Below are 17,622 nucleotides of genomic sequence, written 5' to 3'. Positions count from 1 at the left end.
TCATAAAAGACTCTTAGTTTTTAAGGTTTTATCAAACCTAAATTACACTGCGGATAATGGCTGATCGGTCCAAACGTCACGGTAGCTGGTGTAATAAGTGATCACCCCTATAGGGAGTAGCACCAATAAACCCAGTCCCAGTGTAAATATGACCGCAAGTAACATTATTATCGGGCCAATCAGACCAAATATAGTAAATGGTGCAATATTTTTCATGCAGCCTCTTAGGCTCATTTTCATCGCTGTGGTCGGTTTTATATTATGTAAGACCACCAACGCTGGTGAAAACCAAATGGCCATAATAATAGGAATCATCGCTAGCATCGCCACCAAGAAAATCAGCAATAGTATGATAACCATACCACCATTAATCCCGCTAGCATTTGCCATATCAGCAAAACCACCCGTAAGCCCAATAAGTAGTGCAGAGATAATACCTAAAGGAACAACGACTGCAAATATAGCCAGCAGATACAGCATAAACAAAATGACTAACGGTACAAAATGGGTACTAAAGGCGGCAAACAGATAATCAAACCTAAGCTCGTTACCAGTAGCTTGCGCATCAGCACCTTTTATTATCCCGCCAATAAAGACGAAGGTAATAAAAGAGAAAAAGAAGCTAACAAACGGGATGATACTACCCAGCATCAATATAACGAAATAGACCACCCCTATTCCTATCCATAATAGTGGCTGGTCTTTGAATAATAGGTAAGCCTTCGTCAGCCAACTAACTCCCCATCCTGCTTGACAAGCACGAGGCTCTGCCAATAACTGAGGTAAAAGCTGACCATAGTCGTCAGTGGGAGGCAAATCTGGCGGCAGACTATTGGGCTTCTGTAGAGATATGTGTTGTGGCGAACTGCTAGAGATGGACATCTTAATCCTCAAAGATAAAGTAAAAATTTTGCCTTAGTTTTACATATTGATGAAAAAAATCCCAACTTTATTTCATTAAATTTAATATAGTCAAAATATCCTAAAAACGTGACGGTATTGCTGATGTCAATTTTTTGTAGCCTCTGTCTGCGCAGGCACAGCAAGCAAGCAAAATGGATATCAGCAGTGCGTGATGTATCAATATTACTTTTCGCTGACTATAAGTTAAAATTATTTTTTATGATTGGACAATTCAAGCAATCAAGCCCAACCATCCAAAGTGCCTGCCCAACCTTTGACCAATGGCGCACTAATAGCTTCTAACAAATCTATGTGCGCCTCATCGGCATTCAGCGCTGGAATATAGTGATACTCTTGCCCGCCAGCATGAAGAAAGTTCTCACGGTTCTCAATCGCCAATTCTTCCAACGTTTCTAGACAATCCGCTGAGAACGCTGGACTGAGAATTTGTACTGACTTTACACCTGATTTAGCCCATTCATCGAGTATGACGTCGGTATAAGGCTTAACCCACTCTTGCTTACCAAAGCGTGACTGAAAACTAATAATCCATTCGTCATCTTTTAGACCAAGCTCGTGCGCGACTTGCGCTGCGGTACATTTACAACGTCTAGGATAAGGGTCGCCTTTATCCATATACGGCTGCGGAATACCGTGGAAGCTAAACATCAGCTTGTCAGGTTTGCCATGTACCGCTTGAAAGCGGCGAATACTATCCGCTAATGCTTTTATATATAAAGGATGCGCAAAGTAGTCTTTAACGATCGTAATATTAGGCAAGTTACGCTGCTTTAACGACCATTTAGTAATGGCATCGTACACTGCACCCGTTGAAGTCGCTGAATACTGTGGAAATACGGGTAACATCACAAAGTGGTCAACGCCTTCGCTACGCAGTTTGTCCATCACATCGGGCAAACCTGGATTGCCATAGCTCATTGCAGAATGGACAGAAACACGAAATGGTGCAGCCTGCTCAGCCAAACGCGTATCTAACATCGCCACTTGTTGGTTCAGGATATTGCGCATTGGCGAGTCACCATCCCAAATACTGGCATAAGCTTCTGCCACCCGTTTAGGACGGCTTGGCAACACAAACAGATTTAGGATAATCGCCCACAGGAATTTTGGGATTTCAATCACCCGTGGGTCTGATAAGAATTGTTTGAGGTAGCGACGTACCGCAGGCGCTGTCGGCTCATCAGGCGTACCAAGGTTGACCAATAAAACGGCAATACGTGGGGGCAATTTAGGTTTCATAGAGTATTATTTATTATTAGGTTAATTAAAGAAGAATATGAGGTAAAAGATTATTAAGTCATTATTGAATGACTGCGTTATGAGTGTAGCATTTTATAGATCGATAGCGCGTGGTAAAAGCACACTAATACAATTTGATACGCACTGGATGGTCACTGCGCTCGAAAGACTCAACTCGAAGGTTGTGCTCATCCGCGCATCGCCATACAATAGGCAAGCATATTGCCATCCTATTTTTTTATTGATAATTGATAATTGTCGTCTTGCGAGGTAGCTTTGAACGCACGTCCTGATAGTACCAGTGACCACCCCCCAAAAGATCACGCTCATGTGGATAGCTCAGTCGATACCGTTGGCTCAGTTGGAATCGTCACACCACAGAACTTCCATTTTGCCGAACCCTTGACCTTGGAGTGCAACCGCACCCTGCCCTCATTTGACTTAATGGTAGAGACTTATGGCACTCTTAATAGCGACAAATCAAATGCCATATTAATCTGTCATGCCTTGTCCGGCAGCCATCACGCAGCAGGTTTGCACAGTGCCGATGATAAAAAGGCCGGCTGGTGGGACAATATGATTGGCCCCAATAAAGCCATCGATACCAACCGCTTTTATGTGGTATGCCTCAATAATATTGGCAGCTGTTTTGGCTCTACTGGTCCAACGACGATTAATCCTGACAGTGTCAATGCAAAACAAGCAGATAACACTAGCGAAGCAGAGGTCTATGGCCCTGACTTTCCGTTGGTTACCATCAAAGACTGGGTAAAAACCCAAGCCATGCTCTCAGATCGCTTGGGCATTGACGTCTGGCATGCCATCATCGGTGGCTCAATGGGCGGTATGCAAGCACTACAATGGTCGGTCGACTATCCAAATCGTTTAAAACGCTGCGTGGTCATTGCCAGTACGCCCAAACTCTCTGCCCAGAATATTGCCTTTAATGAAGTCGCACGTCAGTCCATATTGTCTGACCCCGACTTTAAGGATGGACGCTATTTACAAGCTGGCACCTACCCTCGTCGCGGACTGATCCTCGCACGTATGGTTGGTCATATCACCTATTTGACCGATGATGCGATGAAGGCTAAATTTGGTCGTGATTTAAAATCTGGCAAATTTATGTATGGCTATGATGTCGAGTTTCAGGTTGAAAGCTATCTTCGCTATCAAGGCGAACGCTTTAGCGAAAATTTCGATGCCAATACTTATTTGCTGATGACCAAAGCCTTGGATTATTTTGATCCAACGCGTGGCTATCTGTCAGGGCAGTCATCAACCCAGTCAACAGCACCATCAGTAGACTCTACAAATCCGTCGGAGTCTGGATCGCTACTTGACGACTCAATCGCGGCGTCTGTCGAAACGACTAAAAATGCGACCAAACAAGCGGCACAGCATGCGCTTGAAGCTACCTTAGCAACTGATAATTTAGCAACTGGCGATGAAACTGACAGCGAAACTCAAACTGACACTGAAAACGATCGTCAGCAAGAATTAGCGGCGCTCAAAGCGGCCTTTGCCCACACTCAGTGTCAGTACTTAGTGGTGTCGTTTACCACCGACTGGCGCTTTGCTCCTGAGCGCTCACAAGAGATTGTCGATGCGTTGATGGCGACTGGCAAACCTGTCAACTATATCAATGTCGATGCGCCACATGGTCATGACTCTTTCTTATTTGATATTCCCCGTTATATGGGCGCCGTTAGAGGATTTTTGACCGCGCCATTTATCACGGACAACCATGCTAAAAACTGCCAGACGAAAAACAGTCGTCAGCAAACAGGAGTGCGCTCATGAGAATGGATCATCAACTGGCCGAGCGCTGGATTGCCCCGCAGTCACATGTGCTGGACTTAGGCTGTGGCAATGGTGAGCTGCTTGCACACTTGCAGCAACATCGCGGCGTCACTGGCTATGGGCTTGAGATTGACGAAGAAAAAATCAATGATGGTATCGCCAAAGGTTTGTCTATCATTGAGCAAGACCTGAATGACGGCCTTGCGCGCTTCGCTGATAATAGCTTCGATACCGTGGTCATGGCACGTGCCCTGCAAGCGGTGAAAGCGCCTGATGTGCTCTTGCTCGATATGCTGCGAGTTGCCCGCGAAGCAGTCATCACCTTCCCTAACTTTGCCCATTGGCAAAACCGACTGCATCTAGGGCTTAAAGGCATGATGCCCGTTTCAGAAGCGCTGCCTTATGAATGGTATAACACGCCAAATATTCATCTATGTACCTTTAAAGACTTTGAGCAGCTTTGTGCCAAGTATGACATCCATATCATCAACCGCTTTGCCGTTAGTGATTCGGAAAAAGGTCACACACCGCTCATGAAAGCCTTGATACGCCAAGCGCCAAATCTGCTGGCAGACGTCGCTATTTACCGTGTGACCAAACAAAAACCAGCACAATAATACCTACAACAATGAGGGTTTATGCCCCTTTGAAACTATCTAAAAATAGCCATTACGCACGTTTTTAGACCTTAATACATTGTTAACTCTTTATTATCTCTTAGTAACTCTATGATTTTATTAAGGACACTAAGGTAGTGATGAGGATTAAATCGTGTAATTAGTATTTGAGTTTCGTAAGTTTGGGTGTTAAGCTAGCGAAATAGTGTCAGTCACACCTCTATTTTAACCGTTTATCGGTCCGACTAAAGGTAACGGCTATACTCAACAACTATTTAAATTGCTAATAATTAGGTAAGTTCATATCGCAAGATTTCACCTAATTGTTATCACCGTCTAACTGTCTTTAGCGAGATAATGTTTAGCGGTACAACTCTTTTTGCTTATTAACTGCCTAATTTTGGAGCTGCTATGAAATTATTAAAAGCTGCGTTGTTCACTGCCTTGTTTTCTTGTGCCGGCCTTGCCAACGCTGAGTTGATATCGAACGTGCCACTTGATACCTCACGTTTTGAGCTAATGCCAGTCAGTGAGCTGTCTGCCAGTGCTGCTCAAGGCAACCATCACGCTCAGTTTTACTTAGCTAAGCGCTTGCAAAAAGGCCAAGGTATCGCTCAAAACACTCAACAAGCGATCCAGTGGTATACCAAAGCTGCTCAGCAAGGCGTTGCTCCTGCTCAGTTGAATCTTGCCATCATGTACTTGCGCGGTGAAGGCGTAAAACCTAACTTGCAACAAGCAAAGGTTTGGTTAGAAAAAGCCGCCATGCGTGGTGATAACCGTGCCAGCTATACGCTTGCCTTGCTAGATGAAAAGCAAAAGAACCTAGTTGATGCTTATAAATGGTACGATTTGGCTGCCCGTGACGGCATGCTTGATGAAAAAGTACGTAACAAAGCACGCGGTAAAATCGGTCAGTTGGCATTGAACTTATCAAGCTCAGACATCGCTAGCGCTCGTAGTAAAGCCGATACTTGGTTTCAGAGCAAGTAAATCTAGCAACATACAGCTTTAGTTTGAAAATAAAAATCCAGCCTTTGAGCTGGATTTTTTGTGTTTAGAGAATGATAAATGCTGACATTAACTGGCTTCGATAATGGCAATCTCAGCATCGGTTAAGTCATATAGCTTATAGACCATTTGATCTATCTCACGGTCGGTACGTTCAATTTCTGCTATCAATTGCTTTGCTTTAGTCTGTTCGGCTAAAAAATACTCTTCCCATTCCGCTTCATCACCCAAGCTCATTTTAATTTTCTTTTTTGCCAGCTCTTTGACGAACTCTGAATACGTTAGTTCATGCCAGTTTTCTAGCTTTTTACTCAGCTTGTCGATATCAAATTTTCGTTGCAAGGTGCGAATAAATTTACCTGTTAAGTCTTCCATTTGTAGTGTTAACTTAGATACCAATAACCCTTTATTCATTACTTCATCATCTTTTGGACTAATAATTGGAATAGCTGATATATTTTTCGCATTATATCTATAATAACCACCCAGTTTTTTTGGGCAAATTTGGTTGAGGTAAAATGAAATTAACTTTGAATTTAGTATTGATAATAGAGTCATTATTGAAATATTAGAGGAATCAGTTGGAATTAAAGCAGGCGTGTTAGCACCATTAAATGCTGTATTTGCACCCAACAAGCCAACTGTAAAATTAGTATCTACACCTTTTAGTATGAGTTTCTCGGGTGTAATATAATTGAAATTTCCAGCACGAAGATGTCTGTAAAAATTTTCTTCAAAAGCATATTTCTTACGACTATCCTTTCTTTCCATCAGATCATCTTTGAACTCAAGCAAATAATTGTAGCAATTAGGGAAAAGCTGGATAAAATCATTCATTTCAATTAATTTAGAATCTCCATTTTCATTATAATAGGGATATATAATTGATGCTGTAGGTTCTGTATTAGAATATTTAGAGACTTCCTGACCACGATAAGCATATGGATAGATAATCTCAGTTTCCAACTTATATCTCTCGATAATTTCCTGATTTACCACAAAAGCTGCATCCATTCCTGTTAGACAGCCGATATAGGCAGGAGCAAATCTTTCAAGAAGTTCATAATGTATGTTTTTGTCTTCTAGACTTTCTATTAAATCAAATGCAGAAAACTGCCATGCTTTTGATGATAGCTTATCAAATGTATAGTCTGTGGACGGACTATTTTTAACTCCAAAGAAGTTCAAATCTTTTTTATGTATCACCTTCTTATATTGAAAAAAATCATTTTCTTTGTTATTAAGAAAGAATATAGCTGGATACGTTTCTACATCTTCAAAAACAGGAAGAGAGCCAAAATCTATTATTTCGGAAAACTTATTTTCAGATAAAATTTTTCGAATATTTTCACCATAGTCTGTTTGCATCCATTGAGATGATGATATATAACCTGCAACTCCCTTATTGTTAATTAATTTAAAAACCTTTTCAAAAAATAATATCGACAAATCTAACTTACCCTTTGGACTTTGATATTTTTGGAAATAATAATCTACTAAATTATTTTCAATATTCTGCACCCTTACATAAGGTGGGTTACCAATCACCACATCGAAACCACCCTTTGCAAAGACTTGTGGAAACGCTGCTTGCCAATTAAAGGCTTTATCACCTGCGACTGCGGGATCATCAATCAGTGAATTACCACATTTGATATTATTATTGAGGTTATTCAACTTACGTCGCGGCTGCGCTGTGCGTAACCATAGTGACAGCTTGGCAATATCGACGCTTTCTTCATTGATATCGACCCCGAACAAGTTGTTTTCTAAAATACTGTTTTCGATATCAGGGTAAGCCAGACCACTACCAAACAATTTCGTCTCTAGCTCAACGATATACTCATGCTCAGCGATTAAGAAGTTTAGCGCCTCATTTAAGAACGCCCCACTGCCTACCGCAGGGTCACAAATCGTGATTTGTAATAGCCAGTCTCGATACGCATTTAATCTATCTAGAGCTACCTTTTCTTCTTCGATTCTCTTATCTGTTTTTTTTCGTTTTTTACCGCTTTTATTAATAGTAATATCTTGCTCATAATCTTCGTCATTCAATGCTAACGCTAACTTTTTGTCTTCACAAAGCTTGCCGACTGTGTTTTCGACGATATATTTGGTGATGTACTTTGGCGTGTAAAACACGCCATCTTTTTTGCGCTTGGTTTGCGATTTATCTACCACCTCACCTGTCAGCTGCGCCTTTACCTCATCAAGCTCTGATAATGAGTTTTCAAAGATATGACCTAAGATATTGACGTCTACCTCACTGTCAAAGTCGTATTCGGAGAGTATCTTGATATGGGTCTGTAGAATATCATCGCTGATGATGACGCTGTCCAGCAGCTCGTCAGTGCTGAACAGTCCACCGTTATAGGCGAATATCTCGCTATACTCATCTTTATGACCTTTATCCAAATAACCAAAGTACGCTTTGACCCTATCGTACAAAGGCACAGTCATTTTTAGCGATTTCCACTTCTCCCATTCGCTGATGATTCCCTTTGCAAAGTTGGCAGGCAACAGATGACTGTCCTCAGCGAAGAAAATAAACAGTAGCCGATCGAGTAATTTTTGTGACTTTTGAAATAATACTAAATTGTCTACGCTTGGGTTATTGGTGGTCAAATCATTGAATAATTCACGTTTAAACACCGAGTAATCTTTATAAAGCTGCTTAGTTATCGCTTCTTCTTGAGACAATGATGCCGACTTGAGCTTGGCAGGCAAATCGTTCATGATGCTGTCGCGATTGAGCAATAAATACAGTAATGCAAAGTCCTCTTGAGCCAAAGTGAATAGATTGAACTCTATAAACTCAACCGCATTATCGATATACAAACGTAGCTTTTGAAAGTTAGAGGTGATGACATAGCGGCACTTAGGTTGATTGTTTTTATAGCCAAAAGCTTGCTGCTCAATTTTGCTAAGGTCAGTGGTATTCATACCTTTTAGCTCAATCACGCCAATAGCATGACCGTCTTTGAGTATCGCGCCATCAGCCTTTTTACTGCCCGTTTGGTTTTTGAATTCTGTCGTTATATCATAGTCAGGATTGGGATTTAGCGTGTAACCAAAGACATCGACGAATAAGTCACGCAAAAAGCCTTCTTGATACTGCTCTTCTTTACTTAGGCGGATGTTGTCTTGCTTTGATAAGTTTAAAAAACAATGGCTAAAAGTCTGCCATGCTGTCTCTAGCTGAGTGTTATCAAGTTCACGGACATACTTTTCGATGACGATAGATTGGAACAGAGACATATGAGCGCCTTTACAATGAAATAAATATGGTCAAGATGATGAGCAAACGTCTACTATAGCAAGCTCTACTCATCGGATAAATGCCTAAAGACTATTATCACTCATATAGAATCTCTGTCATGAGTCGTTGATATCTTGAACGATGTCATCAGCCATTAAATGATTCAAAAACCTTGCCAAATTTGCTACACTACGCGCGCATTAGCCAATTCCACAATTACGCTAGTGTTATATCTCATTCTAAACCAACCAAGTCTATTTCAAATGAATGCGATATAAGGAAGCCGAGCACAGATTGTACCCAAAGTACATCAAGCGAGGATGACACAATAGCGTGTTTATTTGAACCAGACTGCTAACCCAACGCACTAGGTTTGCGACCTAGCCAGCAGGAGAAAAATATGAGTACCATTCAAAATAGCAATGCGGATACCAATCTGACCGATAGTAAGTCAGCCCCAGCCTACGATAGCGTCACCAATAACATCGTCGTTGCCGCTCTTTATAAGTTCACGCGCTTTGCAGATTTTGAGCAATATCGCGAGCCAATTTTAAATACCATGCTTGAGAATGAGGTCAAAGGCACTTTGTTGATTGCCGCTGAAGGCATTAACGGGACGATTTCTGGTACGCGCCAAAGTATTGACACCGTCCTTGACTACCTGCGTAGTATCGAAGCGATTGGCAGTTTTACCTTCAAAGAATCTTATACTGATGCTCAGCCTTTTTATCGTACTAAGGTGAAGCTGAAAAAAGAAATTGTGACAATGGGCGTAGAAAATATCGATCCTTTGCAATCGGTCGGTCGTTATGTAAAACCAAGCGAGTGGAATGCGCTTATCTCAGACCCTGAGGTTATTTTGATTGATACGCGTAACGATTACGAAGTGCAAATCGGTACCTTTCAAAATGCCGTCAACCCAAATACCGAAACCTTCCGCGAGTTCCCAGAGTACGTCGCAAAAGAGCTTGACCCCGCTAAGCATAAAAAAGTTGCGATGTTCTGTACCGGTGGTATCCGCTGTGAGAAGTCTACAGCCTATTTGCGCGAGCAAGGCTTTGAAGAGGTCTATCATCTAGAAGGCGGCATCCTAAAATATCTCGAAGAAGTGCCTGCCAGCGACTCTATGTGGCAAGGCGACTGCTTCGTCTTTGACAATCGGGTTTCGGTCAATCATAACTTAGAAAAAGGCAGCTATGAGCAATGCTTTGCTTGTCGTATGCCCATTACTCAAGATGACATGCAAAGTGCGGCTTATATCAAAGGCGAATCTTGCCCGCATTGTATCGATAAAGCCACTGACGAGCAAAAAGCACGATTCCGTGAGCGCGAGCATCAAATGCAGCTGGCGAAAAAGCGCGGCGAAGCGCATATTGGTAGCGATGTGATGGACGTTATAGAAAAGCGTAAAGCGGCAAAGATTGAAGCGCGAAAGCAGCAAGAAAACGCTAAATCTAAACAATAGAAATCAGCAAACACTTAACGACACTAGCGTCTATTAGAAATGCGGGTTTATTGAAAATGAGGGTTAAAAGAAGGGACCAACAGCGTATCTTCTTTTAACCCTTTTTTTATACCGCTGGATAAACCAATTGGTCTTGACTATTTAGCTCAGCTCCTGGTGTTGGTTTGGCAAGATCTAAGCGACCAACGCCCATGATATGATCCACCCTATGGCCTCTCAGAAGTAAATAATCGGTAATAATACGCCGATGGCAACGCCACCATACTGCTTCAGAACACATCAGGGTCAGACGCTGTTTTTTTCCCAGTTGCATGAGTTGGTCGAGAGCGGCTTGAAAAGTATCACTCAACGCATAATCTGCATAGTTATGAAAAGCTTGCACGCGCCATAAATCATTTATCTGCTCATCGACCTGCCTTTGTTTTGGACGTCGCCCGCCAAGGTCGGTGCAGTGCTGATAACTGATACCAACTTGACTGAGCGCTTGTGGAAAAGTATCGATATTAAAAACAGGATTGGTACGAGAACGAGGAAAGCTGCGCACATCGATGAGTAATTCGATATCAGCCGCTTGAAGCATCTCAATCAGCTCATCAAGACTACGGGTCGAATGTCCAATCGTATAAAATGTGGTGGTCATAAGTTAAGCCGTTATCGTATTGTCACATTGTGGTTTTAAGTTTTATGGTTGTCGTCCTATTTTGCATGGCTTTATTTTGCATGCTCTTGTCTTAAATGGTTTTGTCTTAAATGGTTCAATGGTTTTGCTCATTCAATATTAACCAGTCTCAACCTGCTCACTCATTAGGACTTTTGTAGGACAATCGTGGTCGAAGGTCGCTAACGCAGTAAAATCAAACAAAGCAATCTAGACCCTATACTTATAACGATACCCAACATAAAAAAATAGCAGACAACCACCAAGGTCATCTGCTATTTCGCTTAACTTACTTTAAGACGTGTTTTTATACCATCAGTATACCGTCAGTCTGAAACGTTATGAGTAATCTATTAGAACAAAATACGGACGCGAATGGTTTCTTCAACGTCTTTTAGCTGATCCAGCGCCGCGCTTGAGTCGTTGTAATCTACGTCCATGACCAAATAACCAACATCGCCTTCGGTCATTAAGCTCTGTGCCAAGATATTGATGTGCGCCTCAGCGAACAGACGGTTAATCTGTGAGAGGACGCCAGGTACGTTTTTGTGAATATGTAACAGACGATGTGAGCCTTCTTTAAACGGAATAGAGACTTCTGGGAAGTTCACTGCCGTGAGGGTATCACCTTGATCTGAATATCGAACGAATTTTTCTGCGACTTCTAGACCGATGTTGGCTTGTGCTTCTTGCGTTGAGCCGCCGATATGTGGCGTCAAAATCACGTTATCGAATTTACGTAGCGGTGATTCAAACTCTTGGTCAGCAGATTTTGGCTCTTTTGGGAATACGTCAATCGCCGCGCCCAAGATTTTGCCAGATTCTAATACCGCTGCTAGATCATCAATCTCGACACAAGTACCCCGTGCGGCATTGATAAAGTAGCTACCGTCTTTCATATGCGCAAATTGCTCAGCTTTCATCATATAGCGGGTGCTTGGCACATCAGGAACATGCAAGGTCACGATATCAGCGGTCGACAGTAATTCTTCTAAGCTGCCGACTTGTACGGCGTTACCCAATGGCAATTTGGTCACCACGTCATGATAAATGACCTTCATACCGAAACTTTCTGCTAACACAGACAACTGTGAGCCGATAGAGCCATAGCCGACGATACCCATGGTCTTGCCACGTACTTCATGCGAGTTGGTCGCAGACTTGCCCCAGCCGCCGCGATGTACGGTGGCATTTTTTTCAGGAATGCCGCGATACAGCATGATGGTTTCGGCCAATACCAACTCAGCCACCGAACGAGTATTCGAATACGGCGCGTTAAAGACGGGAATACCCAGTTCACGAGCCGCTTCCAAGTCTACTTGGTTGGTACCGATACAGAAGCAACCAATACCAATCAGCTTGTGCGCATGCTCCAGTACTTCACGCGTCAGTTGGGTGCGTGAGCGAATACCGATGAAGTGAGCGTCTTTGATCTTTTCGATCAGCTCTTCTTTATCTAACGCATGACTGATATTCTCGATGTTTTGATAACCAGCATCTGTCAATATTTTTAAGGCATTGTCGTGTAGACCTTCAAGCAATAAAAAGCGGATTTTGTCTTTTTGTAGTGATAACGCCATATGAGAACTGTCCTATAATTGTCTTATAAAATTATCTGAAGGATAATCTATAGTCGAAGCAGTTTAAAGTGGGTACAAGGCAACCGAGCGCAAATAGTACAACTTAGTACATTTAGAGAGGTTAACGCCGTAACCATTTACAAGTGCTTTGACTATACGATGGATGAAACGAAAACAGTCCGGATATCTTACACAAAATTCGACGTCGATGTTAGCAGATTAGATGAATTATTGGATATCAAGCCTGAAAACTTTTTATGCTATAGTGAACTATTATGTTCAATGTTTATTAAACTGTCTTTTTAACTATTTATGCCATGTATGCGCGCGCAAATATTTCATTATATAATAAGCATATTCATGAATACTAAAAACCACATTCGCGACCTTCTTATTATATAAACACAGTTATAGCCGCTTCGTTATATCCATTTAGCGATATAATAATCCCCTTTATGCATAGCGCCTACGTTCATACCGAGATTTGACCATGACCTCTTTATCTAGCCAGCCTAAACCTGATACCAATGACAATACCAACGCCGTGCAGACTATTTTACGCACACTGCTTGATAGCCATCAATTTGACGCCAGCCAAATCAAGACCGATAGCGAAAGCCTAGAACATTGGGGCAAAGACTGGACCAAGCATTTCGCGCCTGCCGCCTCTGCCATTGTCTTTCCAAAAACCACTGAGCAAGTGCAAGCCATCGTCTTGCTTGCCAATGAGCACAATGTTGTCTTGACGCCAAGTGGCGGTCGTACTGGTCTGTCTGCTGGCGCGGTCGCGGCCAATGGTGAGATTGTGGTCAGTATGGATAAGATGAACCAAATCGGCAAATTCTATCCTGCTGATCGCTTAGTCGAGATTGAAGCGGGCGTGGTGACTGAGCAATTGCAACAATTCGCCGAATCAAAAGACCTCTACTACCCTGTCGACTTTGCTTCGGCAGGCTCTAGCCAAATGGGCGGTAATATTGGCACCAATGCGGGCGGTATCAAGGTAATTCGTTATGGCATGACTCGTCAATGGATTATGGGCCTGACTGTGGTCACCGGTAAAGGTGATATCTTGCAGCTCAATCGCGGCATGGTGAAAAATGCCACCGGTTATGACTTGCGCCAGTTGTTTATCGGTAGCGAAGGCACGCTTGGTTTAGTGACTCATGCGCAAATCAAGCTTGAGCGTCAGCCGCAAGACTTAAACGTCATGGTACTTGGCATGGACAGCTTTAACGACGTCATGAATGTGCTATCAGCCTTTCAAGCAAAGATCGATTTGACCGCGTTTGAGTTCTTTGATGATGTGGCCATTGATAAGCTGATGGCGCACGGCCAAGTACAAGAGCCGTTTGAATCACGCACCAAGTTTTATACACTACTCGAGTTTGAAGCGCCGTATGAGCCTATCATGGACAAAGCCATGGCAATATTTGAGCATTGTATGGAACAAGGTTGGGTCGTCGATGGGGTGATGAGTCAGAGTCTGGCGCAGGCGGAAGAGCTGTGGAAGCTGCGCGAATATATCTCGGAGACCATCTCAGTATTTACCCCTTATAAAAACGATGTCTCGGTACTGATAAGCTACGTACCTGAGTTTATCGCTGAGATTGATCACATCGTCAGCAGCAACTACCCTGACTTTGAAGTGTGTTGGTTCGGTCATATCGGTGACGGTAACTTGCATCTGAATATCTTAAAGCCAGAAAATATGAGCAAAGATGACTTCTTTGCAGAATGTCAAATCGTTAATAAACACGTATTTGAGACGGTACAAAAATATGGCGGTTCAGTCTCTGCTGAACATGGCGTTGGCATGACCAAAAAGCCTTATCTGCACTATAGCCGCAGCGAAACTGAGATTAATTACTTACGCGAAGTCAAAAAAGTATTTGATCCAAACAACATCATGAACCGTGGGAAGATTTTTGATATGTGATTAGGGTCTGTTGATTGATGGTTTAGCAGGAAGTAAACCATTTTTATGGTATAAAAAAGACGCTAGACTGAAAAGTTTAGCGTCTTTTTTGCTCTTAAGCTGGCAATGCATCACTTGTATAAAAGATTAAAAGCGTAAAAGTAGTTAATCTATAAGATGTTTATGATAAATAAAGCAGTACCAATGCGACCATCAACAATAGACTCAAACAACCTTGGACGATTAAAAACGCTTGGTGCGGCGCCGCGATATGGCGAAACATATTGCCCAAGGCATTGTAAGTAATACCGGCGGCTTTTATATGTGGCGGCGTATCAAAGGTTTTGATAATTTGTAAAAACTGCTCGGTGCGCTCAGAAGTCCAGCCTTGCGGGGTAAACGGTAAAAAAGGAGACAACTGCGCGGCTTGTTTCTTGGTCGCTGGTGACCATAACCAACGCTCCAAAAACAACAAGCGCATGCGCCAATCGACAAAGCTGCGCTGATTGATGACTCGCAATAGCAATACTTCAATATTCTTGTGACGGCTATCCGCAAAAATGCGTTTTTGCAGGTCGAATACCTCAGATTTCTTGCCTTCGATACATTGTAAAAAATGACCATTGCCATAACATAAAGTACCAGTGATACCATGCTGCTCATTATGATCGCGAGCATGACCTTCTACTTCATCGAATATTGAGGCTTTTAGCCGTGCACTGAGGGTAATACTGCTGACATACACCAATTGTATCAGTGCGGAATCTTCTACGGTTTCTAATGTGTCGACCGTGCGCGTTAAGGGCGTCATAAAATAATCCTAAAAAGCCGCCCATAGGCCGCAAAACAAAACAAGAAAAACAAAGACTACGTCCAAGCTCATTCCAGACTCATTCTAAGCTAAGCAGAGATAGCGACTCACAAAAACGTAGCAAATATTTACTACGTGGGACTGTCATTGATCCGCTACCTTGGTATGATGATTATCGAAATCAGCAGTAATAAGCCAAACTGGGACTAGCCAGAAATAATAAGAGATGTGACAGAACTTGGGCACTAGTAGAACAGAGGTAGTTTATTCAAGTACGATTGATACAGCTACTAATGAGGTCAGTATTCTTGAATAGAGACGCTTGCAAACCTACGAAAAACCCTTATCAAAATCTTTGATATGAGATGTGGTCTTTATAACTCATTGTAAATAAAAAGATAAATTATTGTAACGATTATATAAGTCGATTGGAATATTTTTATCGCCTTTGTTACACAAAAGTTTTTAGTTCTACTGATAACTATGGCTATTACCGCGCATACAGCGTTAACTTTACGACATTTATTGACAGCGAAGACAGGAACCTTATGAGTAAAATCGAAAAAATAGACGACTTTCACCTCACGATTGCTGAGATTAAGAAAAAAGATTATCCGCAGTTAAAAGCCTTGATGGATCGCGTATATGTGAACTTGGGCGGTGCATGGTCGAAGACTACTATTCATACTTTGATTGATGCGTTTCCAGAGGGACAGATTGCCCTATTTGACCACGATCAATTGATTGGTATCGTGCTATCGATGCGCGTTGATTATGCCAAGTTCTCTAACCCGCATACCTATGATGACCTGATTGGGCACAAAGAAATCATTAGAGACAATCCAAAAGGCGATGCTATTTATGGCTTGGATGCTCTAATTGACCCTGAATATCGTGGCTACCGTTTGGGTCGTCGTCTTTATGATGCGCGTAAAGAGCTGTGCCGCCAGTTAAACTTCCGAGCCATCTTGGCCGGTGGTCGCATTCCTAATTATCATAACCACAAAGACCTGACCCCTGGCGAATATATCGATGCGGTCGAGTCACGTGAAATCCACGACTCTGCCCTATCTTTCCAATTATCCAACGGTTTTATTGTTAAACGTATTTTGACGGCCTATTTGCCAGATGATGCTCAGTCTAAAGGTTTTGCGACGCTACTTGAATGGGCCAACATTTATTATGAGCCGCAAGACTATAAGCCAAACACCCGTAAATCAGAGGTGCGTATCGGTGGTATTCAGTGGCAAATGCGTGAGGTTGAATCGCCTGAGGAGCTGCTACAACAAGTGGAGTTCTTCGTTGATATTATGGCGGATTACAACTCAGACTTTGCTTGCTTACCAGAGTTTTTTAACGCGCCATTGATGGGTCTGTGTGAATCCACGGATCAAAACGTGGCCATTCGCTTTTTAGCCGGTTATACCGAATGGTTCAAAAACGAAGTCTCGCATCTGGCAGTCAGCTATAACGTCAATGTAATCACCGGCTCTATGCCATTATTGGACGAAGACGATACACTATACAATGTCAGTTATCTCTGCCGCCGCGATGGGACGGTTGAAGAGCAGCGTAAGATTCATATTACCCCGCATGAACGTAGCGCATGGGTCATCGAAGGTGGCGACGAGGTCAAAGTATTCGATACCGATGCGGGTCGTATTGGGATTTTAGTCTGCTATGACATTGAGTTCCCTGAGCTTGCACGCTTGTTGGCGCTTGACGATATGGATATTTTGTTCGTGCCTTTTTGGACAGATACCAAAAACGGCTATTTGCGGGTGCGTCACTGTGCCCAAGCACGAGCCATTGAAAACGAGTGTTATGTGATGATATGCGGCTCAGTGGGTAATTTACCGCAAGTTGAAAGCTTAGACATTCAATACGCACAGTCCTCTATTTTTTCACCCTCTGATTTTGCTTTTCCGCATGATGCGATTATGGCAGAAACGACAGCCAATACCGAAATGGTATTCTTCTCAGATGTGAATTTGGATAAGCTCACTCATGTCCGTAACGAAGGCTCGGTGCATAACTTGCTTGATCGCCGTGATGACTTATTTAGCTTAAAATGGAAGAAAAAAGCCAAAATTCCAGCGAGTAAATTAACCGACGAAGAGCGTCGTGAAAATTCAGGTAGCGTCCTCATCGGTGATCCATTACAAAATCGCGCGCAAAAGCCTTAGGCGATTCGTATAAAAAAACCCTCTAACAAAATACTTTAATAAACGGCTGACTATTCAGCCGTTTATTTTTATCTATCGCTGGTTCAAGATAATTTAGATGTAAGGAAGGCGAATGAAAGTACTATATAGTCAAGGAATTTTAGAATCGCTA

General features: G+C 42.5%; 12 protein-coding genes. 6 read left to right on the top strand and 6 right to left on the bottom strand.

The annotated features are described in order from the left end of the window. Positions 1-42: 42 nt before the first annotated feature. Positions 43-882, bottom strand: a complete 840-nt coding sequence (locus W293_RS0102515) for a BPSS1780 family membrane protein (RefSeq protein ID WP_025650946.1) — start codon at positions 880-882, stop codon at positions 43-45. Positions 883-1,143: 261 nt separating this feature from the next. After that, complete coding sequence (hemH, locus tag W293_RS0102510) at positions 1,144-2,163, bottom strand: ferrochelatase (RefSeq protein ID WP_025650945.1); 1,020 nt, start codon at positions 2,161-2,163, stop codon at positions 1,144-1,146. Between the two features lie 330 nt (positions 2,164-2,493). Between hemH and metX the strand changes: the two genes are divergently transcribed. The 3 genes from metX to W293_RS0102495 all read left to right on the top strand — a co-directional run bounded on the left by metX (position 2,494) and on the right by W293_RS0102495 (position 5,576). After that, entirely contained in the window at positions 2,494-3,966 is a 1,473-nt protein-coding gene (gene metX, locus W293_RS0102505; RefSeq protein WP_025650944.1) for a homoserine O-acetyltransferase MetX, read from the top strand. Then, a complete protein-coding gene (gene metW / locus W293_RS0102500) occupies positions 3,963-4,583 on the top strand; it encodes a methionine biosynthesis protein MetW (protein ID WP_025650943.1) in 621 nt (206 codons plus the stop codon). Before metX ends, metW begins: the two co-directional genes overlap by 4 nt. A gap of 411 nt (positions 4,584-4,994) precedes the next feature. Further along, positions 4,995-5,576 (top strand): tetratricopeptide repeat protein, encoded by a 582-nt coding sequence (locus W293_RS0102495; RefSeq protein ID WP_025650942.1) that lies wholly within the window; start codon positions 4,995-4,997, stop codon positions 5,574-5,576. Positions 5,577-5,663: 87 nt separating this feature from the next. Here the strand turns inward: W293_RS0102495 and W293_RS0102490 are convergent, their stop codons facing one another. After that, positions 5,664-8,852: an Eco57I restriction-modification methylase domain-containing protein gene (locus W293_RS0102490; protein WP_025650941.1), complete on the bottom strand. Its 3,189-nt coding sequence runs from the start codon at positions 8,850-8,852 to the stop codon at positions 5,664-5,666. Between the two features lie 401 nt (positions 8,853-9,253). On the opposite strand from W293_RS0102490, the gene W293_RS0102485 reads away from it, so the two are divergent. Then, positions 9,254-10,318 (top strand): rhodanese-related sulfurtransferase, encoded by a 1,065-nt coding sequence (locus W293_RS0102485; RefSeq protein ID WP_025650940.1) that lies wholly within the window; start codon positions 9,254-9,256, stop codon positions 10,316-10,318. Positions 10,319-10,424: 106 nt separating this feature from the next. On the opposite strand, the gene W293_RS0102480 is transcribed toward W293_RS0102485, so the two are convergent. After that, on the bottom strand, positions 10,425-10,958 hold the full coding sequence (locus W293_RS0102480) for a DUF488 family protein (RefSeq protein WP_025650939.1): 534 nt from the start codon (positions 10,956-10,958) through the stop codon (positions 10,425-10,427). A 371-nt stretch (positions 10,959-11,329) separates the two neighbouring features. After that, positions 11,330-12,556: a phosphoglycerate dehydrogenase gene (gene serA / locus W293_RS0102475; RefSeq protein WP_025650938.1), complete on the bottom strand. Its 1,227-nt coding sequence runs from the start codon at positions 12,554-12,556 to the stop codon at positions 11,330-11,332. A gap of 490 nt (positions 12,557-13,046) precedes the next feature. Here serA and W293_RS0102470 point away from each other — a divergent pair, with 490 nt between their 5' ends. Beyond that, the gene (locus W293_RS0102470; RefSeq protein ID WP_025650937.1) at positions 13,047-14,495 is read left to right on the top strand and encodes an FAD-binding oxidoreductase; all 1,449 of its coding nucleotides are present in this window, start codon (positions 13,047-13,049) and stop codon (positions 14,493-14,495) included. A gap of 160 nt (positions 14,496-14,655) precedes the next feature. Here W293_RS0102470 and W293_RS0102465 read toward each other — a convergent pair whose 3' ends face one another. Next, positions 14,656-15,285, bottom strand: coding sequence for a BLUF domain-containing protein (locus tag W293_RS0102465; protein WP_025650936.1), 630 nt, complete (start codon positions 15,283-15,285; stop codon positions 14,656-14,658). 548 nt (positions 15,286-15,833) lie between these two features. Here W293_RS0102465 and W293_RS0102460 point away from each other — a divergent pair. Continuing rightward, complete coding sequence (locus W293_RS0102460) at positions 15,834-17,471, top strand: carbon-nitrogen hydrolase family protein (RefSeq protein ID WP_025650935.1); 1,638 nt, start codon at positions 15,834-15,836, stop codon at positions 17,469-17,471. Positions 17,472-17,622: the final 151 nt, after the last annotated feature.

The organism is Psychrobacter sp. TB67 (genome assembly GCF_000511065.1).
In the GTDB taxonomy this organism is placed as follows: Bacteria; Pseudomonadota; Gammaproteobacteria; order Pseudomonadales; family Moraxellaceae; genus Psychrobacter; species Psychrobacter okhotskensis.
This window is presented reverse-complemented; position numbering and strand designations above follow the sequence as displayed.

What these genes read in the sequence shown, in the direction of transcription:
- W293_RS0102515 (WP_025650946.1), bottom strand. Translation starts at nt 882, where the DNA reads ATGTCCATCTCTAGCAGTTCGCCACAACACATATCTCTACAGAAGCCC.
- W293_RS0102490 (WP_025650941.1), bottom strand. Translation starts at nt 8,852, where the DNA reads ATGTCTCTGTTCCAATCTATCGTCATCGAAAAGTATGTCCGTGAACTT.
- W293_RS0102470 (WP_025650937.1), top strand. Translation starts at nt 13,047, where the DNA reads ATGACCTCTTTATCTAGCCAGCCTAAACCTGATACCAATGACAATACC.
- W293_RS0102495 (WP_025650942.1), top strand. Translation starts at nt 4,995, where the DNA reads ATGAAATTATTAAAAGCTGCGTTGTTCACTGCCTTGTTTTCTTGTGCC.
- W293_RS0102465 (WP_025650936.1), bottom strand. Translation starts at nt 15,285, where the DNA reads ATGACGCCCTTAACGCGCACGGTCGACACATTAGAAACCGTAGAAGAT.
- metW (WP_025650943.1), top strand. Translation starts at nt 3,963, where the DNA reads ATGAGAATGGATCATCAACTGGCCGAGCGCTGGATTGCCCCGCAGTCA.
- W293_RS0102480 (WP_025650939.1), bottom strand. Translation starts at nt 10,958, where the DNA reads ATGACCACCACATTTTATACGATTGGACATTCGACCCGTAGTCTTGAT.
- hemH (WP_025650945.1), bottom strand. Translation starts at nt 2,163, where the DNA reads ATGAAACCTAAATTGCCCCCACGTATTGCCGTTTTATTGGTCAACCTT.
- serA (WP_025650938.1), bottom strand. Translation starts at nt 12,556, where the DNA reads ATGGCGTTATCACTACAAAAAGACAAAATCCGCTTTTTATTGCTTGAA.
- W293_RS0102485 (WP_025650940.1), top strand. Translation starts at nt 9,254, where the DNA reads ATGAGTACCATTCAAAATAGCAATGCGGATACCAATCTGACCGATAGT.
- W293_RS0102460 (WP_025650935.1), top strand. Translation starts at nt 15,834, where the DNA reads ATGAGTAAAATCGAAAAAATAGACGACTTTCACCTCACGATTGCTGAG.